We start from the raw sequence: 23,046 nt of genomic DNA on the forward strand, positions 1-23,046 counted from the left end.
TTCCAAAGCCGCGCACTGGGGAGAGAAGCGTTGGAAACAAAGGCCGTCATTCTATCAGCGCCGGGTAAGCTCGCGCTTGATCAGGTGGGAATCGTTCCCCCTGCGGCGGACGATATTGTGGTCGCAATCAGGCATTCGGGCATTTCGACAGGGACGGAAAAGCTGTTCTGGACCGGTGAGATGCCCCCATTCCCGGGCATGGGGTATCCCTTGATCCCCGGATATGAAGCCGCTGGCGAAGTGATCGAGGCGGGTGCTGACAGTGGCTACCGTGTGGGTGAGCATGTCTTTGTTCCCGGAGCGAGCTGCTATGAGGGTGCGTTTGGTTTGTTCGGTGCGGCGGCGCAAACGCTGGTCACCAAAGCATCACGCGTGACCCGTATTGATCGGGGTCTTGGCGCTGCGGGGGCATTGCTGGCGTTGGCGGCGACGGCGCGCCATGCGATGGCGGGCCCGAACAAGGCGGTGCCTGATCTGATCATTGGCCATGGTGTGCTGGGCCGTCTTTTGGCGCGCTTGACCATTGCCTCTGGTGCGCCCGCGCCAACCGTTTGGGAGGTTGATCCGATCCGCATGGGCGGTGCCAGTGGCTATGAAGTGACAACACCCGAAGCCGATGCGCGCCGTGACTATAAATCTGTTTACGATGCCTCCGGTCGTGGTGATCTGCTGAACGACTGGATCGGCCGCATCGCCAAAGGGGGCGAGATTGTCTTGGCGGGCTTCTACACCGCACCGCTGCAATTCGCCTTTCCGCCCGCGTTTATGAAAGAGGCCCGTTTCCGCATCAGTGCCGAATGGGCAGCGGACGATATGACCGCCACCAAAGCCTTGGTCGAGGCGGGCGTTCTGGAATTGGCCGATTTGATCACACACCAACAGCCCGCAGAAGCCGCAGGGACCGCCTATGAAACGGCATTCACCGATCCGGCCTGCCTGAAAATGATTTTGAACTGGGGAACCGCATGAAAGATGAAATTCCAAACCTGAAGGATTTTGATCAGCGTCTGCGCGACGAAGCGCATGAGGAGCCCACGCTTGAGGTCCCTCATGGCGAGCCAACATCCAAGACGCAGATCATCGCGATTTACGGCAAGGGCGGGATTGGCAAGTCTTTCACGTTGGCCAACCTCAGCCACATGATGGCTGAGATGGGCAAGCGCGTTTTGCTCATCGGCTGTGACCCGAAATCCGATACCACCAGCCTGCTGTTCGGCGGCAAAGCCTGTCCGACGATTATCGAGACTTCGGCCAAGAAGAAGCTCGCGGGTGAAGAGGTTGCCATCGGTGATGTCTGCTTCAAGCGCGGTGGTGTTTTTGCAATGGAACTTGGCGGACCAGAGGTTGGCCGTGGCTGCGGCGGACGCGGGATTATTCACGGGTTTGAATTGCTTGAAAAGCTTGGTTTTCACGATTGGGACTTTGACTATGTCCTGCTGGATTTTCTGGGCGACGTTGTGTGCGGTGGCTTTGGCCTGCCGATTGCCCGCGATATGGCACAAAAAGTGATTTTGGTCGCCTCGAACGACCTGCAATCGCTTTATGTGGCCAATAACGTCTGCTCGGCGGTCGAGTACTTCCGCAAGCTGGGTGGTAACGTGGGCGTCGCGGGTCTTGTTATCAACAAGGACGATGGCACGGGCGAGGCGCAGGCCTTTGCCGAGGCTGTGAGCATACCTGTCCTTGCTGCAATCCCGCAAAACGATGACCTGAGAAAGAAAAGCGCGAATTATCAGATCGTTGGCACCCATCAAAGTGAATGGGGTCCGATGTTTGAAGGTCTGGCCGAGGCTGTGGGTATTGCCCCGCCAGTGCGCCCGAACCCGCTTGATCAGGATGGTTTGCTGGGTCTGTTCGACGCCAAAGACACCGGCGGCGACTATCAGCTTGTACCCGCCACCGATGTCGACATGCGCGGCAAGAACGCCCAGCCGAAAGAGAGCCTGGAGGTGATCTATGACGACGCCTGATGCCCGCAAGACCGTTGAACGCGAAGTGCAAGCAATGCTTGCCCGCGCCACGCCAGCGCAGCTCGCGCGGCTGCTGGCTGATGTCATGACAGCACCGGCTGTCGCCAAGGAGCCTGTCAAATATGACGCATGATACAGACACCCAAGGCTATGAAGTTGGCTATGATGAGGCTGGCCAGGTCCAGATCATCGAGGGTGTTGCACGTGCAGATTCGCCTGAAGCGCTGGATGCGTCCCAGCAGGCGACAGCGCTTGAGGGCGGTTGCACCGCCAGTGCAGGATCAATGGAGGCAGCGGCCCGTGCCGCGGGTAAATCCGAGATCCTCGATCAATATGCGAAGGATTATCCGCAAGGACCCCACGATCAACCGCAGAGCATGTGCCCTGCGTTCGGGTCTTTGCGTGTAGGCCTTCGGATGAAACGTGTGGCCACGGTTCTGTCCGGTTCGGCTTGTTGTGTATACGGTCTCACGTTTGTTTCGCATTTTTATGGGGCACGCCGGTCTGTCGGCTACGTTCCGTTTAATTCCGAGACATTGGTGACGGGTAAACTGTTCGAGGACATCCGCGAGAGTGTCCATGATATGGCCGATCCTGACCGCTATGACGCGATTGTTGTGACCAACCTGTGTGTGCCAACCGCATCCGGTGTGCCGCTCCGGTTGTTGCCCAAAGAAATCAACGGCGTGCGGATCGTGGGCATTGATGTGCCTGGTTTCGGTATCCCGACCCACGCCGAGGCCAAGGACGTGCTGGCGGGTGCGATGCTGCAATATGCACGCGAAGAGATTAAGGCAGGCCCTGTCGCCCGCCCTGTCGGTGGTAAATCCGACCGTCCGAATGTGGCCTTGCTGGGCGAAATGTTCCCCGCTGATCCGATGATGATCGGTGCGATGCTTGCGCCCATGGGCCTTGCCGCTGGTCCTGTCGTGCCGACACGCGAATGGCGCGAACTTTATGCCGCGCTTGATTGCGGTGTCGCGGCGGCGATCCACCCTTTCTATACCGCCTCAATCCGCGAATTTCAGGCTGCTGGCCGCAAAATCGTGGGTTCTGCCCCTGTCGGCCATGACGGCACGGCCGCTTGGCTTGCGGCGATTGGTGATGCTTATAATGTTGCCCCTGACCAGATTGCAGCGGCGCAAAATGCGTTCCTGCCTGCCATCAAAGGTGCACTGGCCGGCGCGCAGATCAACGGCACTGTTACCTTGTCGGGCTATGAGGGCTCCGAGCTTTTGGTGGCGCGTTTGCTGATCGAAAGCGGCGCGGACGTGCCTTATGTGGGCACCGCCTGTCCCAAGACAGAATGGTCGCGGCCCGACGCTGAATGGTTGGCCGCGAAAGGCGTGAAGATCAAGTATCGCGCTTCGCTTGAGGATGATCTTGCCGCTGTCGATGCGATCAAACCTGATCTGGCGATTGGCACCACACCGGTGGTCCAGCACGCCAAAGAGGCGGGTATCCCGTCGCTTTACTTTACCAACCTGATTTCTGCGCGTCCGCTGATGGGACCTGCGGGTGCCGGATCCTTGGCGCAGGTCGTCAATGCCGCGATTGCGGGCAAGCAGAAGATGGACAAGATGCGCGACTTCTTTGAAGGCGTGGGCCATGGCGACACTGCCGGTGTCTGGGAAGGCGCGCCGAATTTGCGCCCCGACTTCCGCGCGCAGCATCAAAAGAAGCTTGATAAAATGGCGCGTGCGGCCAAAGCGCAGGAGATGATCTAGTGGCGTATTTTGGAACAAAATCGCCACGGTGCGGGAAAGAGATTGGCGCAGCCAATCGCGGCCGCACGCCTTCGAAGGAGGGCGCAACGTGTTAGTCACCGATCATGATCGCGCGGGCGGATACTGGGGTGCGGTTTACGCCTTCTGTGCCGTCAAAGGTTTGCAAGTGGTTATCGACGGCCCCGTAGGCTGTGAAAACCTGCCGGTGACATCCGTGTTGCATTACACCGATGGTTTGCCGCCGCATGAGTTGCCGATTGTTGTCACCGGTCTGGGTGAAACCGAGATGGGTGAAGGCACCGAGGACGCGATGAAGCGGGCCTGGAAAACGCTTGATCCGGCTTTGCCTGCGGTTGTTGTGACAGGGTCCATTGCCGAGATGATCGGTGGCGGTGTGACACCGCAAGGCACCAACATTCAACGCTTTTTGCCGCGCACCATTGATGAAGATCAATGGGAATGCGCCGACCGTGCCATGACGTGGATTTTCACCGAATTTGGCATGACCAAGGGCCGGATGCCGCCCGAGAAAAAACGCGAAGAGGGTGCAAAACCGCGCGTGAATATCCTTGGGCCGATGTATGGCGCATTCAACATGCCGTCCGATCTGGCCGAAATTCGTCGTTTGGTCGAAGGCATTGGTGCCGAGATCAATATGGTCATGCCATTGGGTGCCCATGTCGCCGAAATGCGCAATCTGGTGAATGCCGATGTGAACGTCACCATGTACCGCGAATTTGGCCGTGGCTTGTGTGAAGTGCTGGGCAAGCCATACCTGCAAGCGCCGTTCGGGATTGATTCAACCACAAAATTCCTGCGCAAGCTGGGTGAGTTGACTGGGCTCGATCCGGAACCGTTTATCGAGCGAGAAAAGCATTCGACCATCAAGCCCGTATGGGATCTGTGGCGCTCGGTCACACAGGATTTCTTTGCCACCGCCGAATTCGCGATCGTTGCGAATGAGACATACGCCCGTGGCGTGCGTCATTTCCTTGAGGGTGATTTGGGTTTCCCATGTGCCTTTGCGGTTGCGCGGACACGCGGCAAAAAGACCAACAACGACGAAGTACGCGCCATGCTGCATAGCAAGCGCCCTTTGATCGTGTTGGGGTCCATCAACGAGAAAATGTATCTGGCCGAAATGAAAGCAGGGCATGGACCAAGCCCCGTATTTATCCCCGCCAGCTTCCCCGGTGCTGCGATCCGCCGTGCGACCGGCACGCCGTTCATGGGCTATGCAGGGGCTACCTATCTGCTGCAAGAGGTCTGCAATGGCCTGTTTGATGCGCTGTTCCACATCCTGCCTTTGGGTACGGATATGGACGCCACCGATGCCACGCTGACCCCGCTGCGCCGCGATTTCCCCTGGGATGCCGACGCACAGGCCAAGCTGGACGAGATCGTGGCCACCCACCCGATCCTGACACGAATTTCTGCCGCCAAAACGCTGCGTGACGCAGCCGAGCGTGCAGCCCTCGACGCCGGCAACGACCGGGTCGTTCTTGAGACCGTCGAAACACTGCAACCCACTTCTGGAGGACGCAAATGACCGATTTTACAACAGACATGCCCCACACGACACGGGCCCGGTCAGCGCCACCAAAGCGCGAATACTACGCCTATTTCGGGCTCATCTTTCTGGCCACGCTGCCGCTCTGCATCCTGACATGGGTGTTGTCTGCCGCGCGTCGGATGGAGCTGCCGGAGAAAGGCCCCTTCGCAAAGGCCTGGACACAGGCCCGCATTATTACGCCACAGATCTTCAGCGCATGAACCTGATGGCACGACATTTGTCCGGAAACGGGCATCCGATGTTCATCATTCCCCCCCGGGATGATGGATTGGGGCAGAGGAAGAGCTTCTGTCGTAACCCGGCCGCGGGGGGTACGCGGCGTCAGTACTTAATTTTGGAGACAAAACATGGCTGACAAATCTGACCTTTCTTTCACAGGTCTCACTGACGAGCAGGCCCAGGAGCTGCACGCAGTTTACATGAGCGGGTTCACGATCTTCACGATCGTTGCCGTGGTTGCTCACGTACTGACGTACATCAAGCTTCCTTGGTTCAGCTGGTAGGAGAATTAGCAAATGGCACAGTTCTATAAGATCTGGTTGGTATTCGACCCACGCCGCGTTTTCGTGGCTCAGGGCGTATTCCTGTTCCTGCTTGCAGCAATGATTCACCTCGTTCTGTTGAGCAATGAAAGCACAAACTGGTTCCAGCTCGCCTTTGGCGGAATGTAATCAGCTTTGCTGACGAAATCACGCTACGGGCGGGCCAGTTCCGCCCGTAGCAAACACCGACATTGATGAAGATAGGGCGCACCGGAACGCGGATGCAGGGCCTGTCTAGAATGGAGATTGGAAGATGGCACAGCTCAGCTTCGAGAGAAAATACCGGGTCCGTGGCGGGACATTGGTAGGCGGTGATCTGTTCGACTTTTGGGTGGGGCCATTTTATGTTGGCTTCTTCGGGGTCACGACGTTCTTTTTCGCCGTCCTTGGGACAATACTGATATTTTACGGGGCCAGCCAGGGCCCCACATGGAACCCGTGGTTGATTTCGATTGACCCGCCGCCGCTTGAGTACGGTCTGGGTGCAGCCCCATTGATGGAGGGCGGGCTTTGGCAGATCATCACGATCTGTGCCATTGGTGCTTTTGTCAGCTGGATGATGCGCGAAGTCGAGATTTGCCGCAAGCTGGGCATTGGCTATCACGTGCCCTTTGCATTCGGCGTGGCGATCTTTGCCTATGTGACACTTGTTGTGATCCGTCCGGTGCTGCTGGGTGCCTGGGGGCATGCGTTCCCTTATGGCATTTTCAGCCACCTCGATTGGGTGAACAACGTGGGCTACACCTACGGGAACTTCCACTACAATCCGGTCCATATGATCGCGATCACGTTCTTCTTCACCACCTGTCTGGCGCTCGCGCTGCACGGATCACTGGTGTTGTCGGCCGTGAACCCGGGCAAGGGCCAAGAGATCAAGTCACCTGATCACGAAGACACGTATTTCCGCGATCTGATCGGCTATTCGATCGGGCCATTGGGGATTCACCGCCTCGGTCTGTTTCTGGCGCTGAATGCGGGTTTCTGGTCTGCGATTTGTATCGTGATTTCCGGCACCATCTGGTTCGAAGAATGGATCGTCTGGTGGGATTGGTACTATGAGCTCCCTTGGTGGGTCGATCTGTAGGAGGATATGAAAAATGGCTGAATATCAAAACATCTTCACACAGGTTCAAGTACAGGGGCCGCCCGAAATGGGCCTCCCCGGACCTGACGGGACCGCGATTGATCGCGGAACCACAACGGGGTTCTCCAAGCTTGCCGGTCTTTTTGGCAACGCGCAGTTAGGGCCGATCTATCTGGGGTCCTTCGGGGTCATCTCACTGGCGACCGGTGCAATCTGGTTCATCATGGTGGGTTTGTCCTTCTGGGCGCAGGCCGACTATAACCCTGCGATCTTCTTGCGGGATCTGTTCTGGCTGTCACTTGATCCACCCTCACCGGGGTACGGTCTGAGCATGCCACCCATGAATGACGGCGGTTACTTTATGATCGCGTCCTTCTTCTTGCTGATTTCGGTGCTGACATGGTGGGTACGGACCTACCTGCGCGCCGAAGCGCTGGGCATGGGCAAGCATGTGGCATGGGCCTTTGCCTCTGCGATCTGGTTGTTCCTTGTGCTGGGCCTTTTCCGCCCGATCCTGATGGGCGACTGGTCCGAGATGGTGCCTTACGGTGTCTTCTCACACCTCGACTGGACGAACCTGTTTTCGATCACATATGGCAACCTGTTCTACAATCCGTTCCACGCTTTGAGCATCGCGTTCCTTTACGGTTCTGCCCTGCTGTTTGCGATGCACGGTGCGACGATCCTTGCCGTGAGCCGCTTTGGCGGTGAGCGCGAGATCGAACAGATCGTGGACCGCGGTACCGCGACCGAGCGTGCCGCCCTCTTCTGGCGCTGGACCATGGGCTTTAACGCCACCATGGAAGGTATCCACCGCTGGGCGTGGTGGTTCGCAGTCCTGACAACGCTGACCGGCGGTATCGGGATCCTGTTGACCGGTACGGTTGTTGATAACTGGTTCGTCTGGGCGCAAGTCCACGGCTATGCGCCAGTAAACTAAGGAGAGAGATGATGAAAAACGATAACATCCTCGACATGAGCGAAAAGAGCAGGCTGACCGCCGATATCACGCTCTTGATGCTTAAGGGGGCGGGTTACGCCGCGATCTTTGTTCTGGCGATCTGGTTTGTGATTGCGGCGATGGCCTTTATTGGCCGCATCCTGCCCGAAGAAAGCCGCGACACGCCTGATCCGATTAACCGGTCATCCTTGATGATCGAAGCGACCCCCGAGGTCGCACAAGTCTAGCGAGATCGGAACAGGCGGCGCGCGACGCCCCGCCTGTTCCAGCGCCATCGGGCTACCCTCCCTGGCTGGCCCGATATTGGGGTTTCGACCCCAGTTCCCTTCCTGTTGGCTACAGGAGACTAGCGTCGCAATCGGGGTAACCCTTTTGCGGCGCTTTTTTATTTACCACAAAGGTGCCGTCATGACCATCCGTCCTCAAACACCCTTCCTCGATAGCGTCTCGGGTCCTGCCGACATTCGTCGCATGAACGACACCGCGATCGCCAATTTGGCTGATGATGTCCGCGCCGAGGTGATCTCGGCGGTATCGGAAACAGGCGGACACCTGGGCTCGTCGCTGGGCGTTGTCGAATTGACCGTGGCCATCCACGCTGTCTTTGACACCCCGCGCGACAAGCTGATCTTTGATGTCGGACACCAGTGTTACCCCCATAAAGTGATCACAGGCCGCCGTGACCGGATCCGCACCCTTCGCCAAGAGGGCGGTTTGTCGGGTTTCACCAAACGTGCCGAGAGCGATTATGATCCTTTCGGTGCGGCGCATTCCAGCACCTCGATCTCTGCCGCGCTTGGTTTCACGGTCGGGCGCGATATGGGGATGCCAACAGGCGATGCAATTGCCGTGATCGGTGACGGGTCGATCAGTGCGGGCATGGCCTATGAAGCGATGAATAACGCCGGCTCTGAAGGCCGTCGCTTGTTTGTGATCCTCAACGATAACGAGATGTCGATCGCCCCGCCTGTGGGTGCCATGTCCAAATATTTGTCCGGTCTCTATGCCTCGCCCGTGGGCGAGTTGCACAAAATGGCCGAAGGGTTCGAGGCCGCCTTGCCCGGCCCGCTGCGTGACCACGCCCGCCGTGCGCGCCATCTGGTCACAGGGATGCAGACCGGTGGGTCCGGCACCTTGTTCGAAGAACTTGGGTTTTCCTATGTCGGCCCGATTGACGGCCATGATATGCGCCAGCTTCTGCCGGTGCTGCGCGCTGCGCGCACCCGTGCAACTGGGCCTGTGCTGATCCATGTATGCACCAAGAAAGGCAAGGGCTATGCCCCCGCCGAAACCAGTGCAGACCGCGGGCATGGCGTATCGAAATTCGATGTGGAGAGTGGTGCGCAGGCGAAATCGCGCCCCAACGCGCCAAGCTATACCAAGGTCTTTGGCACTGCGCTGGCGACCGAAGCACAGATGGACCCTGCTATTGTGGCTGTCACCGCTGCGATGCCCTCTGGCACCGGTGTCGATATCATGGGCGCACGGTTCAAGAACCGCGTGTTTGATGTGGGGATCGCCGAACAACACGGTGTGACCTTTGCGGCCGGTATGGCGGCAAGTGGGCTCAAACCGTTCTGTGCGATCTATTCGACGTTCCTCCAGCGTGGTTATGATCAGGTGGTGCATGATGTGGCCCTGCAAAACCTGCCTGTCCGTTTTGCGATTGACCGTGCAGGACTGGTGGGTGCTGACGGGCCAACCCATGCGGGGGCCTTCGATATCGGGTTCATGGCCGCATTGCCGAATATGGTGGTAATGGCTGCGGGGGACGAGGTGGAACTGATGCATATGGTCCGGACTGCCGCCGCCTATGATGAGGGCCCGATTGCGTTCCGTTATCCCCGTGGCGAAGGGGTTGGGATCGAGTTGCCGGAACGTGGTGAGATCATCGAGATCGGCAAGGGACGTATCGTGCAGGAAGGGTCGGACGTGGCGATCCTGTGCTTTGGCGCGCATCTGGCCGAATGTCAGAAGGCCGCCGAGAAACTGGCCGCGCAAGGTGTGACGGCAACGATTGCCGATGCGCGTTTTGCCAAGCCGCTGGACCGCGCGCTGATCCGGCAACTCTTGCGCAACCACAAGGCGCTGATCACGGTCGAACAGGGCGCAAAGGGTGGCTTTGGTGCCATGGTCCTGCATGATCTGGCCAATGACGGCTTGCTGGACGGGCGCTGTCAGGTGCGGACAATGACATTGCCGGACCGCTATATTGATCACGCGGCCCCTGATGCGATGTATGCGGATGCAGGGCTGACGGCGGTGGATATTGCCGCGACAGCGATGCAGGCAGCAGGGATTGAGGTCAAACGTCAGGGTGTGACGGTCTGAGAGGGCAGGAGCCTCCGGCGGGGATATTTTTGGGCCAGTAATAACAGGGCTTAGAGTGTACCCGTCTGGAAGAGCCAGACCTTCAGGCCGCCGTGTGGAATGGCGGGGCCTTTGGGTTTGAAAGGCAGGCCCGACGCTTTGGCAAGGCCCGCTTCGCTGGTGACCATGCCGACGCGCCAGCCTGTGAATTCGCGTTTGAGCGCCTCGCCGAGACCTGCATAGACCCCATAGAGCATGTTCTGGTTGCCGATCCGCCCGCCATAAGGCGGGTTGCAAATGATCAGACCCGGCGGGCCTGCGGGCCGTTTCATGTCAGCGGCTGAAAGGTTCTGGAAGGTGATGTGATCAGCCACGCCTGCCCGTTCGGCGTTGGCGGTGGCCATGCGGATGGCGCCCGCATCACGGTCGCTGCCGTGGAAATGCTGGGTGGGCGCGTGGGTTTCACCCATCCTACGCATGTCTTGCCATGCTGCGTCGTCGTAGGTGGCGAGATGTTGGAACGCAAACTCGCGGGTGCGACCGGGGTTGAGGCCCATGGTCATTTCCGCGGCTTCGATCAGAAATGTGCCCGACCCGCACATCGGGTCGACCACGGGTTCGTTTCCCGTATAGCCACATTCACGCAGCATCAGTGCGGCCAGTGTTTCGCGCATGGGGGCTTTGCCCACCGCCTCTTTATGGCCGCGCTTGTGCAGGCTCTCGCCAGAGGTATCAACGCTGATTGTGACACGGTTGTCGTCGATGCGGACCTTGAGTGCTACGGGCGCGTCTGCCGCGATAGTCATGCCGTGGCTCTCTTTCAGAGCGGTCTCGATCCGCTGGGTTGCGGCACCTGCATGGTAGATCTTTGACTTCTTTGAGGTGCTGACCTCGACCCGGACAGGGACGTCCTGACGCAGCACGTCATCCCATGGATATTTGCGCGCCCGTTTGTCGAGTTGGGCAAGGTGAAAGGCCATAAAGCTCCCCACGCGCGCCAAGATTCGCGTGGCCCCGCGCATGACAAGGTTGGCGCGCCAGACGTCCTCCCATGTGCCGGTGGTCGTGATCCCGCCGCTGGTGATTTGCGGGTCGGCAAAGCCGTTCTCCAGCGCCTCGGCGTGGAGGGCCTGTTCAAAACCGGGGGTGCAGACCATGAAGATTTCAAAGGGTGTTGTCATGGCCCGTGCATACTGGGCTTTGCTGTGGTGATGCAAATGCCAATCGGTCCCCGCGTCAGAACCGCGATGCGACCCCGAAAAGGATCTGTGCTGCCGCTGATGTGTTTTCCTCGGCGGTTGAGTGTGTACGCGCACCCGAGACCGTCACGCTGGGGGAGAAACCAAAGTAGCTGACGTCTTCGAAAACGGCTGTGACCGAGGCCAGATAGAAATGATCATCGCGGCCGTCGAGTGTGGTTGTGAATTCCTCGAACGTGCGGAACCCGATGTTGAGGGACGTGGAAATTTGTGCCCCCAAAACAGGCTCGGCCAGCAGATAACCGATGCCGATCTGGTATTCGTCGAAAGAATTTTCCGGTCCTGCCGCGTTGCGCTGTGATATCAGGCTGAGCCGCAACTGGTCGCGGTTTGCCAGCAGCCGGTCATAGGCGATCGTAATGTCGTAGATGTTTGTATCGTCTAACGCAGGGGTACGTGCGTCCTGCCAGCGCCGGAGCGCGCGGAGTTGCAGGCGGCTGGTGTTGGTGAGGGGAACGGTCTGTTCGAGGCTGAGGTCGTGAAAGTCGACCAGCCTTTCGCCACCTTCCCAATAGGTCCCGAAGGCCGTCCCGAGGCTGAGCGGGCCCAGCGGGCTTATGTTGTTTTGCTGTCGTTCAATGCCCACACTGGCCGTCACTGTCGCGAAATCGCGCCCATCAATTGCGCGCACCTCTGGATCGGGAGAGTCGGCAATCAAGGACTTTGCGTCGTCTGACAACAGATAGGTATCGCCTGCAAGCGTGGCGGTAACCGTCGTGACTTGGTGTGCGGTCTCTGAAATTCGGTAGCGCAGGTCGGTGCTGGCAGAAAAGCCGATACCGGAAAGTGCGCGGCGGTCTTCGGGCAGCACGAAGGTCAGGTCGATTCCTTCCAGTCGCAAGATGCCGTCTTCTGATCCGTTGTTGATGTTATCGGTGGGTGCGATTGCGGCGGTGACCGCGACCGAAAGCGGGTTGGTTCTGACAGTGTTCGCATAGGCCTCTGCGATAAACTGCAGATCGGCTTCGGTGGATGCGTGATTGGCTGCGCGTCGCAACCAGAATGCAGAACGGGTATAGTGGCCGGCCTGAAAATACGCGCCGGCCACAAAACGCGCTGTTTCAAAGCGGGTGTCCTGACTTGTCGCGGCGGCATAGGCGCGTGCGCCAGAGGCTGCGGCACTTTGCGGGTCATTCAGGTCCGACTGGGCAAGTGCCAGCAGGTAGAGTGCAGCAAAATCTTCCGGTTGCGCGCGCAGCATCTCTTGGGCGAGGCGCAGGGTTGTGGCGGGCGCGCCTGCCACAAGGGCGGCTTCTGCCTGTTCTTGAAGACTCTGTGTTGGCTGGGCGTCGGCTGAGGAGATCATGACTGCCATGGCGCAGAGGCGTGCTAGATTACGCAAATTGGTCGCCCCTTTCGGCTGGTCGGCACGCGTGATTTTCACGCTCTGTAATTTCATGCGCCAATACGGTCAGAAAGTCAGCCCGTTTTGCGGCCTTGCAGAGCTCCGATTTGTTTTTGCCACGTTTGCATCCCGGTTTCGGCGGCTTTCTTCTCTCATTCTGCGGTCACGAGCGAATTTATGCTTATGTGGCGGTATCTTGCAGGTTTTGATTGTGTGAAAAGTGGTCGGAGACATAACTGCTTTTCGAAACAAGATTTGGACAAGATTCATGAAAAGAACTTTTGCGATAGCTGCATTATGCCTTGCAACAGCATGTGGCGGAGCAGGTGGGAGCACAACGAGCGTGAGTACAAGTTCAAGTGGTGGTGCCGCGCCCATCCCGATCGCGGATTTGCCGCAAGTTGCCGTGTCCGCGGCGCCGAGTCAGACATTTTCAGGCATGCTTAATGGCGTGCGGTCAGGAGCAGGTGCAGGGGCGCTCACCTATGATAGCCGTCTTGGTGCGGCGGCGAACCGGCATGCAAATGATATGGCTGCGAATAATTTTTTCTCCCACACGGGGAGTGACGGATCAACCGTTGGACAACGTGTCACCGATGCCGGCTATCAGTGGAACCTTGTTGGCGAAAACATCGCACGCGGTCAGGTTGATGAGCAGGCTGTGCTGGATGCCTGGATGAATTCTGCTGGGCATCGGGCAAATAATCTCGATCCACGGTTCGAGGACTTCGCGCTTGCCAAAGCCAATAGTCCACGCGGGCCCTATTGGGTGCTCGTTCTCGCACGTGAGCGGTAGTCTTTCCGTTGCTATCTGACAATCACCCGTGACGGTGATGGTTCCGGTTTCGGTTTGGGCTTTGTGATGCCTTCGAGGGCCCTGAAGGGTTTGCGCACTGCTTCGGTCAATCCTGGCCGTCTGGGGGCGGCCATTTGTTTGCTGACCTCGATGATCAACACGCCGCCAGCGGCGACAACCGGCAGGTTATGCCCGACTTTTTCAAGAAACCCTGCTGATTTGCGCCAGAGCTTGCTTGCCGAGGGCGGCTGGTAGAGCGCGGACATGGTGCGTTCGGTCACAAATTGGTGCCGCCGGAGTTGGGCCTCCAACTGGCTGAGCGAATAGGGGCGGCCATAGCCAAAGGGTGTGGCATCCGAGCGCGACCAAAGCCCCGCGCGGTTCGGTACAACAAAGACCGCCCGGCCGCCCGGACCAAGGACGCGCCATGCCTCATCCAGTAGCAATGAGGGCTGTTCGGTGGTTTCCAACCCGTGCAGCATGACGAGTTTGTCGACATGGCCTGTCTCAATCGGCCAGGATGTATCTTCACAGAGCACGCTGACGTTGTTGCCGTCAGGTGGCCACGGCATCACCCCTTGTGGTCCCGGCATCAGTCCGATCACCCGCCGCGCATCTTTCAGGAAAGGCCGCAGTAAGGGCACTGCAAAGCCGAAGCCCACAACCATTTGCCCCTTGGCCTCGGGCCAGAGCGTGCAGAGTTCGTCGCGGATCACTTTTTGCGCCGCACGCCCCAATGCGCTGCGGTAATAGAAGTTACGCAGATCCAGAACGTCGAGATGCATTGCGGTTTGCAACTCCTTGGGCAAAGCTATGGAGGCAGCATATCAAGAGAAAGGCACATTGCCATGACAAAGAGATCAGAGGTTGAATTGGTCGTGGTGCCATGCCGGACGGATAACTATGCTTTTTTGGTGCACAACCACGACACAGGCGAGACCGCGTTGGTTGATGCGCCCGAGGCGGCGCCGATTGCGGACGCACTTGCCGCGCGGGGGTGGCGCCTGAATGATATTCTGATCACCCATCACCACGATGATCATATTGATGGCGTTGCCGCGCTGCGTGAAGGTGCGCGCGTGATCGGTGCCAAGGCTGATGCCCATCGCCTGCCTGATCTTGATCTTGGCGTTGCGGATGGTGATACTGTGACAGTCTGCGGGCAGGCGACCCATGTCATGGATGTTTCCGGCCATACCATCGGCCACATCGCCTTTCACATGCCGGACGCGGCGCTCGTCTTTACCGCCGATAGCCTGATGGCGTTGGGCTGCGGCCGCCTGTTTGAAGGAACGCCTGCGCAGATGTGGGACAGCATGCAAAAACTGCGCGCGCTGCCTGATGATACGCTGGTCTGTTCCGGCCATGAGTACACGACCGCCAATGCACGTTTTGCGATGTCCCTTGACCCAGAGAATTCCGACCTTATCTTTCGTACCAAAGGGATCGAAGCGGCGCGCGCCGCTGGCAAACCAACTGTCCCGTCAACGCTGACCGAAGAGAAGCGCACAAACCCATTTTTGCGCGCCGATGTTCCCGAATTCAAAGCCGCCCTAGGCATGAACGACGCGTCTGATCTGGATGTGTTTACCTTTGCACGGGCGCAAAAAGACAAGTTTTAACCATCTTGCTGCAAGCGCGTGGTGAAAAGCAGGTCAAAAACCAAGCATCACACGAATTGTGATGCCAAAAGCGAAAAAAGTCCTTGAAGGTTGGCAAATAAAACCAAACCTTAAGGGTAAGAGGCCACGGTTGGTTCGCGCCAACCCCCGATATGAAGGAGCACAAGCCGTGCCATCATTTTCGACCACACTCGAGCAGTCCATTCATGGCGCACTTGCGCTGGCCAATGAACACAAGCACGAACTTGCCACGCTGGAACACCTGCTTCTGGCGTTGATTGACGAACCTGACGCGGCGCGCGTGATGCGTGCGTGTTCGGTAAACCTTGATGAGCTGCGCAAGGATCTGGAAGGATTTATCGAGGATGATCTTTCAACCTTGATCACAGATGTCGAAGGGTCCGAGGCGGTGCCGACTGCTGCGTTCCAGCGGGTTATTCAACGTGCGGCAATCCACGTGCAATCATCCGGACGCAGCGAAGTGACCGGTGCCAATGTGCTGGTCGCGATCTTTGCCGAGCGCGAAAGCAATGCCGCTTATTTCCTGCAAGAACAGGATATGACGCGTTATGATGCGGTGAACTTTATCGCCCATGGCGTGGCCAAAGACCCCGCTTTCGGTGAATCGCGTCCTGTCACGGGATCTACCGACGAAAGCGAAACAATCGCGCCGGGCGAAGGTGACGAAAAAGAAAGTGCGCTCGCAAAATACTGTGTTGATCTGAACGCCAAGGCGACCAAGGGCGATGTTGATCCCCTGATCGGCCGCGCGCATGAGGTCGAGCGTTGCATTCAGGTGCTGTGCCGCCGCCGCAAGAACAACCCGCTTCTGGTGGGCGATCCCGGCGTGGGGAAAACGGCTATCGCTGAGGGTCTCGCGTTCAAGATCGTGAACGGTGAGACGCCCGAAGTGCTGTCCAAAGCGACGATCTATTCGCTCGATATGGGCGCGTTGCTGGCTGGTACACGCTATCGCGGTGATTTCGAGGAACGCCTGAAAGCGGTGATGACAGAGATGGAAGAGCACAAAGATGCGGTGCTTTTCATTGATGAAATCCACACAGTGATCGGTGCCGGTGCCACATCCGGCGGCGCGATGGATGCGTCCAACCTGCTGAAACCTGCGTTGCAGGGCGGCAAGCTGCGCTGCATGGGGTCGACGACCTATAAGGAATTCCGCCAGCACTTTGAAAAGGACCGCGCCTTGTCGCGCCGGTTCCAGAAAATTGATGTGACAGAGCCTTCGGTGCCTGACGCGATCAAGATTTTGCAGGGTCTGAAGCCTTACTTCGAAGAGCACCACCACATCAAATACACAGCCGATGCGATCAAAACCGCGGTAGAGCTCTCTGCACGTTATATCAACGACCGCAAATTGCCTGACAAGGCGATTGACGTGATCGATGAGGCGGGTGCCGCACAGCATCTGGTTGCTGAATCCAAGCGCCGCAAGACGATTGGTGCCAAAGAGATCGAGGATGTTGTGGCCAAGATTGCCCGCATTCCGCCAAAGAACGTTTCGAAAGACGATGCAGAGGTGCTTAAGGATCTTGAAAAGTCCCTCAAGCGCGTTGTGTTTGGTCAGGATCAGGCGATTGAGGCCTTGTCTTCTGCGATCAAACTGGCGCGCGCAGGTCTGCGTGAACCGGAGAAGCCGATTGGTAACTACCTTTTCGCCGGTCCAACCGGTGTTGGTAAAACCGAAGTGGCCAAGCAGCTGGCCGATACGCTGGGTGTCGAGCTGATGCGCTTTGACATGTCCGAGTACATGGAAAAGCACGCGGTTTCACGCTTGATCGGTGCGCCTCCTGGTTATGTCGGTTTTGATCAGGGTGGTATGCTGACTGACGGTGTCGATCAGAACCCGCACTGTGTGTTGTTGCTCGACGAGATGGAGAAGGCGCATCCTGACGTCTACAACATCCTGTTGCAGGTGATGGACCACGGGAAATTGACCGACCACAACGGCCGGACAACCGATTTCCGCAACGTGATCATCATCATGACCTCGAACGCAGGTGCTGCCGAGATGTCGAAGAATGCTCTGGGCTTTGGCCGTGAAGCGCGGACCGGTGAAGATACCGCCGCGATTGAACGGACATTTACGCCGGAATTCCGCAACCGTCTGGATGCGATCATCAGCTTTGGCGCCCTGCCGAAAGAGGTGATCATGCAGGTTGTCGAGAAATTCGTGCTGCAGCTTGAGGCACAACTGATCGACCGTAATGTGCACATCGAACTGACCAAGGCCGCCGCCGAATGGCTGGCCGACAAGGGCTATGATGAAAAGATGGGTGCGCGCCCGCTGGGCCGTGTCATTCAGGAACACATCAAAAAGCCGCTGGCCGAAGAGTTGCTCTTTGGCAAGCTGGTCAAAGGTGGTGTTGTCAAGGTTGGCGTCAAGAAGGGCGCGTTGGATCTGACCTTTGAAGAACCGACGCAGGGCCGGATCACAGGTGGAAGCAAGAAACCACCGCTTCTGACGGCAGACTAACCATCAGGTACATTGAAAATCACCCGCTGCGCCAACTGCGCGGCGGGTTTTTTCATGGCTGGTCGGGATGCTTTGGCAACTTGCGCAGGGCTGGCACGGCATAAGGTACCTTTGCTTGGTAGCGTGTGAACCTTTCGCCATAGCGTTGGGCAAACCGCCGCTCCTTCAGTCGCGGTGCGGCAAGGCAGTATGCGGTCAGACTGATCGCAAGGAACAATTGGTCGGGCGTCCAGACCGGGACTGTCCAAAGCGTCAGGGCAAAAGCCACATAGATCGGCTGCCGGATGATCCGGAACAGACCCGTGACAGGCATGTCGGGAAAGACAGGCTTGATGTTCTGCGCCAAAGACATCCACCCCAAAGCACCTGATTGCACCTCGGCCCCTGCGTCATAACTGGCTTTGATCAGCAGCAGCCAAGCGATCATGTAGAAGGCGCAAATCACATAGAACGCCGCCCCTTCGGCACGCCACCAGACAATGCCGCTGGGTGTCCAAAGCGCAAAGAGCGCCAGAAGCTGAACGGATGCGACAATCGCGTAAGTCGTGGTTGAGAGCGTGCCGCTATAGGCGGCAGGGGCGAGATAACCAAGCAACCGCCGCCCCCGTGCGCTCAGGAGCAAGGAGTGCATAAGTGGAAACTGCAGGATCAAAAGCGCGTTGGCCAAAATCGCCCAAGTACCCGGCACACGGCCCAGACTTTCGCTCATCCCGAAAAACATGGCCGTGATCATCGCCATCACGGCGGCGGCAAAGATCACGTGGCAAACTGAGCCATAAAGAAACGCCACCGCGATCCGTTTACGGCCTGCAGGCGGGCGCAAGACGCCGAGACAAAGGGTGAGCAGGCGCTTCAAGGGAGAGAGTTTGTTCTGATCCATGTGCCCCAAATAGGACGGGCGCGGCGGAAGACGACTGTAGAGGGTCATTGGTCGCAGCTTGCTTTCATGCGCGGCCCCGCTAGTTGGAAGGGCATGACGAAGAAACCTGAACTTGCCCCCGAACATGTCAGCGAAGTGATCCAGATGGCGCTGTCGGATCACGTCAGCTTTGCGGATATCCACCGCGAATACGGGATTGGCGAGAAAGACGTCAAAGCCCTGATGCGCGACACCCTGAAAACCGGCAGTTACCGCGCATGGCGTAAACGCGTCCGCGATTTTTCGGACAGACGGGCGCATTATAAATAGCTGGCAATGTGGCGCTACCCGCCTACCTCACTCACATGAGTGAACAAGACCCCAACGTGCGCGCCCTTGCCGTGCCTTCCAGCCGCGTATCGCGGTTTACCCGTTTGAGCGCGATGACGGCTGGCGTTGCCGGTAATATGGCCGTCAACGGGATTGCGCAATTGGCGCAAGGCCAGCGGCCCGCAATGCGCGATTTGCTGATCACCCCGCAGAACATTACGCGGATCACCGAAAAGCTTGCCCAGATGCGCGGTGCGGCGATGAAGATCGGGCAACTTATGTCGATGGATACGGGTGAATTTCTCCCGCCGGAGATGGCACAGATCATGGCGCGGCTGCGGGACAATGCCCATACGATGCCGCCCGCGCAGTTGCGGCGGGTTCTGGATACGCAGTGGCCCAAGAACTGGTTGAGCCAATTCGCAAAGTTTGATGTGCGGCCCATTGCGGCAGCCTCGATCGGGCAGGTCCATCGTGCAAGGCTAAAGGATGGCAGGGATCTTGCGATCAAGGTGCAATACCCTGGTGTGGCGGACAGCATTGACAGCGATGTGGCAAATGTCGGCGCGCTTCTGCGCATGTCAGGGCTGATCCCCAAGGGGTTCGCGCTTGCGCCTTATCTGGAAGAAGCGCGCAAGCAGCTTCATCAGGAAACGGATTATACCCGCGAAGGGCAATATCTGGCGCGGTTTGGCGCGCTTTTGGCGGACGCACCGGCATTTGATGTGCCTGCGTTTATCCCTGAATGGAGCACGCCGCAGGTATTGGCGATGTCCTATGTGGAAAGTGTGCCGATTGAAGCGGCCTTCACCCAGCCCGAGGCGGAAAGACACCGGATTGCCGATGCGCTGATCGGGCTGACCTTGCGCGAGCTGTTCGACGAAGGGCTGATGCAGTCAGACCCGAATTTCGCCAACTATCGCTATGATCCACAGACGGGCCGGATCATCTTGCTGGATTTCGGCGCGACCTGTGAATTGAACCCGACGGTCGTGGCGCAATATCGCGCGTTACTGGCTGCTGGTTTGGTTGATGATCGCGCAGCGCTCGCGCGGATTGCGCAAGAAATCGGGTTTGTCGCGCCCGATACCGCCGACCGTCACCGCAAGGCAATTATGGACATGATGCAGATGGCCTTTGACGCCTTGCGCGCGAACGGGCCGTTCGATTTCACCGACAAGACCCTCCCGCGTGCGATGCAGACGGCCGGGATAGCACTGGCCGAAGACGGGTTTATTCCACCGCCCTTGCCGATTGATGTCTTGCTGTTGCAACGCAAATTCGGGGGCATGTTCCTGTTGGCCAGCCAGCTGGGCGCACAGTTGGACATGTCGGGATATTTCGCACGCTACGTCGCGTCTAGCGCTCGGTAAGTTTCAGCTCGATCCGGCGATTCTGGGCGCGTGCTTCTGGCGTGTCGGCAGGGTTCAGCGGTTGATATTCGCCAAATCCGTTTGCGGCCAGACGGCGTGGATCAATCCCCAGATCGCTGCTCATAAAGCGCACGACCGAAAGCGCGCGGGCCTGGCTTAGCTCCCAGTTGTCTGCGAAACGCGATCCGGCTCCGACAGGAATATTGTCGGTGTGGCCGTCAACACGGATCACCCAATCAATGCCTTCGGGAATATCGTCCGCAATACTGCGCAGTATATCGGCGATATTGGCGATTTCTGCTTCGCCTGCTGGCGACAGATCGGCACTGCCGGGCTCAAAAAGCACCTCGGAAGCAAAGATAAACCGATCACCCTCGATGCGAATCCGGTCCTGACCTTCGAGGATCTGGCGCAACTCGCCAAAAAAGTCGGATTTGAAGCGTGACAGGTTCTCGGCCTCGGCGGCCAACCTTTCGGCTTCTTCCTCCAGTCGCGCGGCCTCGGCCTCGAGCCTGATGCGTTCAGCCTCTTCCAAGGCGCGCCTGCGGCGTTCCTCTGTAACGACCCGGGCAAGGGCAGTGTTCAGCTGTGCGCCCAAGGTTTCGATCTGGACTTGCGCCTCGCGGTCGGCTTCTTCTGCGAGGTTGAGCATCGATTGCAGGTTGCCCACCTGTGTGCGCAATTCGGTGATCTGTTCATTTAGCAAAGCCACCTGACGCTGGCTTTCGGCAGACAGCGCCTCTTGCGCCGCAAGTTCCTCATTCGCAAGCGCAAGAAGGGCCGCCTGTCGTTCTGCTTCGCTTTCCTCGTCGCCCAGATTGCCTTGCAGGGCTTCCAGCTCGGCGGTCAGCGTAGCGTTCCGCGCGTCAAGTTCGGCCTGTGCTGCGCGTGCGGCGGCCAGCAGCGTCAGCGTGTCCTCTGCTTCTTGCCGCTGCCGTTCGAGATTAAGTGTCATCGCTGTCAGTTCGGTGTCTGCATTTGCTAGCCGCTCGCGCAGCGCTTCGGCGGCGGCGGCGCTGGTCAGTTGATCGGCCTCCAGCGCCGTGATCCGCGCGGTATTGGCGTCATTCTCGCTTTCCAGATCGGCGACCAGTGCCTCCAGCGCTTCGCGGCGGGCGGCGGCAAGTCGCGCGGCCTCTGCGCCCGCGTCGATTTCAGTGCGGGCCTGTGCAAGGGCGAGGTTGAGTGCTTCCTGCTCTGACAGCAGTCGTTCCTGCTCGGCTTCCAACCCCGCAATATTGGCAAGCGCGTCACTGCGTGCGCTCAGAAGCCCCGCGACCTGTGCCTCGAATTGCGTGATTTGGGTTTGCGCCTGCGCCAGTGCCTGATCCTGCGCGTCCCGTTCGGCGATCAGTGCGGCAATCCTTCCGGCCTGCCGTGTGGCCTCTGCGTTGGCGGCATCAAGATCGGCGGTCAGCGACGCGTTGGTATCACGTGCAAGCCCGAGCGTGGCTGTCAGCGCTGCGACCTCATTGTTCAGGGCGTCCAGCTCGGTTTCCTGCCCGGTGATTTGTTGGCGTAGCACGAACTGGATGACCATAAAGATCGTCAACACGAACATCAGGACCAGCAAAAGCCCGGTCATCGCATCCACAAAACCCGGCCAGATGGCGTTTTGGAAACGGTTCGATGATCTGCGGCTCAGCGCCATGGATCAGCCTCTGTCCTTGATCGCATTTGCCAGATTTGCAATCTCGCTGCGCAGGTCGCCGACGCTTTCCTGACGGCCTGCGGACATCTCTTCGAGGATGCGGAGCAGTTGCACGTCAATGGACCGCAGGCGCATCCGGCTTTCGGCATCGATGCCTTCCATCCCGCTGTCGTCCAGTTTCTGGATCAGCGCTTCTTGGCCGATGGCAACACGTTCGAGCATTTCCGATGTCGCATTGGCCGCGGAGCTTTGCGCCATCTTCTCAATCGCCGTTGCCAGCGCATTGAATTTCTTGTCATTCTCTTCGCGGTCGGCGTCTGTCTGGCCCATCATCATCTGGATGGTGTCCATCAGCTCGCCCAATTGTTCCACAAAGGGGCCCATCGCGCTGAGGTCGGCACCAATGGCCCCCTCTTCGCCATCAATCCCGACGCGGGTGATCGTGGATAGCCACTCTTCGAGTTCGCGGTAGAAACGGTTTTGGCCATGGCCGGCAAAAAGCTCTAAAAGCCCCACGATCAAAGATCCGGCAAGCCCGAGCAGCGAGCTGGAAAACGCCGTGCCCATGCCGCCCAGTTGCGCTTCGAGCCCTGATTGCAGGCGGGCGAAAATATCGGCACCACTTTCCCCCTCGCCGGGGTTCAGCGACCGGATGGTTTCAACCAGCGCAGGCACGGTCGTGGCCAGACCATAGAATGTGCCCAATAGACCAAGGAAAATAAGGACGTTGCCGATATAGCGTGTGATTTCGCGATCTTCGTCGATCCGCTGTGCGACAGAATCAAGGATAGACCGGCCAGAGGTTGAGGACACCTGCGTGCGCGCCCCGCGTGAGCGCAAGAGCGTGGCAAGCGGGGCAAGAAGCGAGGGAGCCGCACTATACGAATGCCCGCCTTGTTCCCGCGCAAACCGTTCGATCCAGCGGACCGAATTCATCAGTAGAAAGACTTGATTAAAGCAGGACAGCACGCCCAGCACAAACACGCCAAGAATGACCCCGTTCAGGTAGGGGTTTGACTGATAGATCGCTGTGATCTGCTCCAGCCCAAGGTAAAAGCCCGCGCCGACCAGCCCGATCACGGTCAGCATGAAAAGAAGCTGACGAATGGGCAGTGTGAACTGCGGTTGCGATTTGGGTTCCCGTTTGTCC

Annotated in this window: 23 protein-coding genes; 17 read left to right on the plus strand and 6 right to left on the minus strand. The window is 58.4% G+C overall.

Annotated elements, in window-relative coordinates:
* Positions 1 to 30: 30 nt before the first annotated feature.
* The 12 genes from bchC to dxs all read left to right on the plus strand — a co-directional run bounded on the left by bchC (position 31) and on the right by dxs (position 10,188).
* Positions 31 to 969, plus strand: a complete 939-nt coding sequence (bchC, locus tag B0B09_RS13930; RefSeq protein WP_076660689.1) for a chlorophyll synthesis pathway protein BchC — start codon at positions 31 to 33, stop codon at positions 967 to 969.
* Positions 966 to 1,970, plus strand: a complete 1,005-nt coding sequence (locus B0B09_RS13935; RefSeq protein WP_076660555.1) for a chlorophyllide a reductase iron protein subunit X — start codon at positions 966 to 968, stop codon at positions 1,968 to 1,970. Before bchC ends, B0B09_RS13935 begins: the two co-directional genes overlap by 4 nt.
* A complete protein-coding gene (locus tag B0B09_RS18000; protein WP_165689335.1) occupies positions 1,957 to 2,103 on the plus strand; it encodes a hypothetical protein in 147 nt (48 codons plus the stop codon). Before B0B09_RS13935 ends, B0B09_RS18000 begins: the two co-directional genes overlap by 14 nt.
* Positions 2,093 to 3,697, plus strand: coding sequence for a chlorophyllide a reductase subunit Y (gene bchY / locus B0B09_RS13940; RefSeq protein WP_076660556.1), 1,605 nt, complete (start codon positions 2,093 to 2,095; stop codon positions 3,695 to 3,697). The genes B0B09_RS18000 and bchY overlap by 11 nt, the downstream gene beginning before the upstream one ends.
* 88 nt (positions 3,698 to 3,785) lie before the next feature.
* Complete coding sequence (bchZ, locus tag B0B09_RS13945; protein ID WP_076660557.1) at positions 3,786 to 5,246, plus strand: chlorophyllide a reductase subunit Z; 1,461 nt, start codon at positions 3,786 to 3,788, stop codon at positions 5,244 to 5,246.
* Positions 5,243 to 5,470 carry a cytochrome PufQ gene (pufQ, locus tag B0B09_RS13950; protein ID WP_076660558.1) on the plus strand — a complete coding sequence of 76 codons (228 nt, stop codon included), beginning with the start codon at positions 5,243 to 5,245 and terminating at the stop codon, positions 5,468 to 5,470. Before bchZ ends, pufQ begins: the two co-directional genes overlap by 4 nt.
* A 147-nt stretch (positions 5,471 to 5,617) precedes the next feature.
* Positions 5,618 to 5,773 (plus strand): light-harvesting antenna LH1, beta subunit, encoded by a 156-nt coding sequence (pufB, locus tag B0B09_RS13955; protein WP_008231906.1) that lies wholly within the window; start codon positions 5,618 to 5,620, stop codon positions 5,771 to 5,773.
* Between the two features lie 12 nt (positions 5,774 to 5,785).
* Entirely contained in the window at positions 5,786 to 5,941 is a 156-nt protein-coding gene (pufA, locus tag B0B09_RS13960) for a light-harvesting antenna LH1, alpha subunit (protein WP_019954421.1), read from the plus strand.
* 124 nt (positions 5,942 to 6,065) lie between these two features.
* Positions 6,066 to 6,896, plus strand: a complete 831-nt coding sequence (pufL, locus tag B0B09_RS13965; protein ID WP_055296878.1) for a photosynthetic reaction center subunit L — start codon at positions 6,066 to 6,068, stop codon at positions 6,894 to 6,896.
* 13 nt (positions 6,897 to 6,909) lie between these two features.
* On the plus strand, positions 6,910 to 7,836 hold the full coding sequence (gene pufM / locus B0B09_RS13970; RefSeq protein ID WP_076660559.1) for a photosynthetic reaction center subunit M: 927 nt from the start codon (positions 6,910 to 6,912) through the stop codon (positions 7,834 to 7,836).
* Between the two features lie 11 nt (positions 7,837 to 7,847).
* On the plus strand, positions 7,848 to 8,084 hold the full coding sequence (gene pufX, locus B0B09_RS13975) for an RC-LH1 core complex protein PufX (RefSeq protein ID WP_242654448.1): 237 nt from the start codon (positions 7,848 to 7,850) through the stop codon (positions 8,082 to 8,084).
* A gap of 181 nt (positions 8,085 to 8,265) precedes the next feature.
* Entirely contained in the window at positions 8,266 to 10,188 is a 1,923-nt protein-coding gene (gene dxs / locus B0B09_RS13980) for a 1-deoxy-D-xylulose-5-phosphate synthase (RefSeq protein ID WP_076660690.1), read from the plus strand.
* Positions 10,189 to 10,238: 50 nt separating this feature from the next.
* On the opposite strand, the gene B0B09_RS13985 is transcribed toward dxs, so the two are convergent.
* Together B0B09_RS13985 and B0B09_RS13990 are read right to left on the minus strand one after the other, a co-directional pair.
* A complete protein-coding gene (locus B0B09_RS13985; RefSeq protein WP_076660561.1) occupies positions 10,239 to 11,348 on the minus strand; it encodes a THUMP domain-containing class I SAM-dependent RNA methyltransferase in 1,110 nt (369 codons plus the stop codon).
* Between the two features lie 55 nt (positions 11,349 to 11,403).
* Positions 11,404 to 12,732: a hypothetical protein gene (locus B0B09_RS13990; RefSeq protein ID WP_207552163.1), complete on the minus strand. Its 1,329-nt coding sequence runs from the start codon at positions 12,730 to 12,732 to the stop codon at positions 11,404 to 11,406.
* Between the two features lie 478 nt (positions 12,733 to 13,210).
* On the opposite strand from B0B09_RS13990, the gene B0B09_RS13995 reads away from it, so the two are divergent.
* Complete coding sequence (locus B0B09_RS13995) at positions 13,211 to 13,567, plus strand: CAP domain-containing protein (RefSeq protein WP_242654449.1); 357 nt, start codon at positions 13,211 to 13,213, stop codon at positions 13,565 to 13,567.
* An 11-nt stretch (positions 13,568 to 13,578) separates the two neighbouring features.
* Here the strand turns inward: B0B09_RS13995 and B0B09_RS14000 are convergent, their stop codons facing one another.
* A complete protein-coding gene (locus B0B09_RS14000; RefSeq protein WP_076660564.1) occupies positions 13,579 to 14,352 on the minus strand; it encodes a class I SAM-dependent methyltransferase in 774 nt (257 codons plus the stop codon).
* A gap of 63 nt (positions 14,353 to 14,415) precedes the next feature.
* On the opposite strand from B0B09_RS14000, the gene gloB reads away from it, so the two are divergent.
* Positions 14,416 to 15,189: a hydroxyacylglutathione hydrolase gene (gloB, locus tag B0B09_RS14005; protein ID WP_076660565.1), complete on the plus strand. Its 774-nt coding sequence runs from the start codon at positions 14,416 to 14,418 to the stop codon at positions 15,187 to 15,189.
* 169 nt (positions 15,190 to 15,358) lie between these two features.
* Positions 15,359 to 17,683, plus strand: a complete 2,325-nt coding sequence (gene clpA / locus B0B09_RS14010) for an ATP-dependent Clp protease ATP-binding subunit ClpA (protein WP_076660566.1) — start codon at positions 15,359 to 15,361, stop codon at positions 17,681 to 17,683.
* Positions 17,684 to 17,735: 52 nt separating this feature from the next.
* Here the strand turns inward: clpA and B0B09_RS14015 are convergent, their stop codons facing one another.
* Positions 17,736 to 18,563 carry a hypothetical protein gene (locus tag B0B09_RS14015; protein WP_076660691.1) on the minus strand — a complete coding sequence of 276 codons (828 nt, stop codon included), beginning with the start codon at positions 18,561 to 18,563 and terminating at the stop codon, positions 17,736 to 17,738.
* A 93-nt stretch (positions 18,564 to 18,656) separates the two neighbouring features.
* Here B0B09_RS14015 and B0B09_RS14020 point away from each other — a divergent pair, with 93 nt between their 5' ends.
* Together B0B09_RS14020 and B0B09_RS14025 are read left to right on the plus strand one after the other, a co-directional pair.
* A complete protein-coding gene (locus B0B09_RS14020; protein ID WP_055296896.1) occupies positions 18,657 to 18,872 on the plus strand; it encodes a DUF2805 domain-containing protein in 216 nt (71 codons plus the stop codon).
* A gap of 35 nt (positions 18,873 to 18,907) precedes the next feature.
* Positions 18,908 to 20,245, plus strand: a complete 1,338-nt coding sequence (locus tag B0B09_RS14025; protein ID WP_076660567.1) for an ABC1 kinase family protein — start codon at positions 18,908 to 18,910, stop codon at positions 20,243 to 20,245.
* On the opposite strand, the gene B0B09_RS14030 is transcribed toward B0B09_RS14025, so the two are convergent.
* Both B0B09_RS14030 and B0B09_RS14035 read right to left on the minus strand, forming a co-directional pair.
* Positions 20,232 to 21,896 carry a peptidoglycan -binding protein gene (locus tag B0B09_RS14030; RefSeq protein ID WP_076660568.1) on the minus strand — a complete coding sequence of 555 codons (1,665 nt, stop codon included), beginning with the start codon at positions 21,894 to 21,896 and terminating at the stop codon, positions 20,232 to 20,234. The two genes, B0B09_RS14025 and B0B09_RS14030, sit on opposite strands and share 14 nt — an antisense overlap.
* A 3-nt stretch (positions 21,897 to 21,899) precedes the next feature.
* Positions 21,900 to 22,985 (minus strand): biopolymer transporter ExbB, encoded by a 1,086-nt coding sequence (locus tag B0B09_RS14035; RefSeq protein ID WP_076660692.1) that lies wholly within the window; start codon positions 22,983 to 22,985, stop codon positions 21,900 to 21,902.
* Positions 22,986 to 23,046: the final 61 nt, after the last annotated feature.

Source organism: Yoonia rosea, assembly GCF_900156505.1.
GTDB classification, from domain to species: Bacteria; Pseudomonadota; Alphaproteobacteria; order Rhodobacterales; family Rhodobacteraceae; genus Yoonia; species Yoonia rosea.

What these genes read in the sequence shown, in the direction of transcription:
- pufB (WP_008231906.1), top strand. Translation starts at nt 5,618, where the DNA reads ATGGCTGACAAATCTGACCTTTCTTTCACAGGTCTCACTGACGAGCAG.
- B0B09_RS13985 (WP_076660561.1), bottom strand. Translation starts at nt 11,348, where the DNA reads ATGACAACACCCTTTGAAATCTTCATGGTCTGCACCCCCGGTTTTGAA.
- B0B09_RS14035 (WP_076660692.1), bottom strand. Translation starts at nt 22,985, where the DNA reads ATGCTGACCGTGATCGGGCTGGTCGGCGCGGGCTTTTACCTTGGGCTG.
- pufL (WP_055296878.1), top strand. Translation starts at nt 6,066, where the DNA reads ATGGCACAGCTCAGCTTCGAGAGAAAATACCGGGTCCGTGGCGGGACA.
- B0B09_RS13995 (WP_242654449.1), top strand. Translation starts at nt 13,211, where the DNA reads ATGCTTAATGGCGTGCGGTCAGGAGCAGGTGCAGGGGCGCTCACCTAT.
- B0B09_RS13990 (WP_207552163.1), bottom strand. Translation starts at nt 12,732, where the DNA reads ATGATCTCCTCAGCCGACGCCCAGCCAACACAGAGTCTTCAAGAACAG.
- B0B09_RS14020 (WP_055296896.1), top strand. Translation starts at nt 18,657, where the DNA reads ATGACGAAGAAACCTGAACTTGCCCCCGAACATGTCAGCGAAGTGATC.
- B0B09_RS13935 (WP_076660555.1), top strand. Translation starts at nt 966, where the DNA reads ATGAAAGATGAAATTCCAAACCTGAAGGATTTTGATCAGCGTCTGCGC.
- B0B09_RS14000 (WP_076660564.1), bottom strand. Translation starts at nt 14,352, where the DNA reads ATGCATCTCGACGTTCTGGATCTGCGTAACTTCTATTACCGCAGCGCA.
- bchY (WP_076660556.1), top strand. Translation starts at nt 2,093, where the DNA reads ATGACGCATGATACAGACACCCAAGGCTATGAAGTTGGCTATGATGAG.
- B0B09_RS14030 (WP_076660568.1), bottom strand. Translation starts at nt 21,896, where the DNA reads ATGGCGCTGAGCCGCAGATCATCGAACCGTTTCCAAAACGCCATCTGG.
- dxs (WP_076660690.1), top strand. Translation starts at nt 8,266, where the DNA reads ATGACCATCCGTCCTCAAACACCCTTCCTCGATAGCGTCTCGGGTCCT.
- B0B09_RS14025 (WP_076660567.1), top strand. Translation starts at nt 18,908, where the DNA reads ATGAGTGAACAAGACCCCAACGTGCGCGCCCTTGCCGTGCCTTCCAGC.
- B0B09_RS14015 (WP_076660691.1), bottom strand. Translation starts at nt 18,563, where the DNA reads ATGGATCAGAACAAACTCTCTCCCTTGAAGCGCCTGCTCACCCTTTGT.
- pufX (WP_242654448.1), top strand. Translation starts at nt 7,848, where the DNA reads ATGAAAAACGATAACATCCTCGACATGAGCGAAAAGAGCAGGCTGACC.
- B0B09_RS18000 (WP_165689335.1), top strand. Translation starts at nt 1,957, where the DNA reads ATGACGACGCCTGATGCCCGCAAGACCGTTGAACGCGAAGTGCAAGCA.
- pufA (WP_019954421.1), top strand. Translation starts at nt 5,786, where the DNA reads ATGGCACAGTTCTATAAGATCTGGTTGGTATTCGACCCACGCCGCGTT.
- gloB (WP_076660565.1), top strand. Translation starts at nt 14,416, where the DNA reads ATGACAAAGAGATCAGAGGTTGAATTGGTCGTGGTGCCATGCCGGACG.
- pufQ (WP_076660558.1), top strand. Translation starts at nt 5,243, where the DNA reads ATGACCGATTTTACAACAGACATGCCCCACACGACACGGGCCCGGTCA.
- pufM (WP_076660559.1), top strand. Translation starts at nt 6,910, where the DNA reads ATGGCTGAATATCAAAACATCTTCACACAGGTTCAAGTACAGGGGCCG.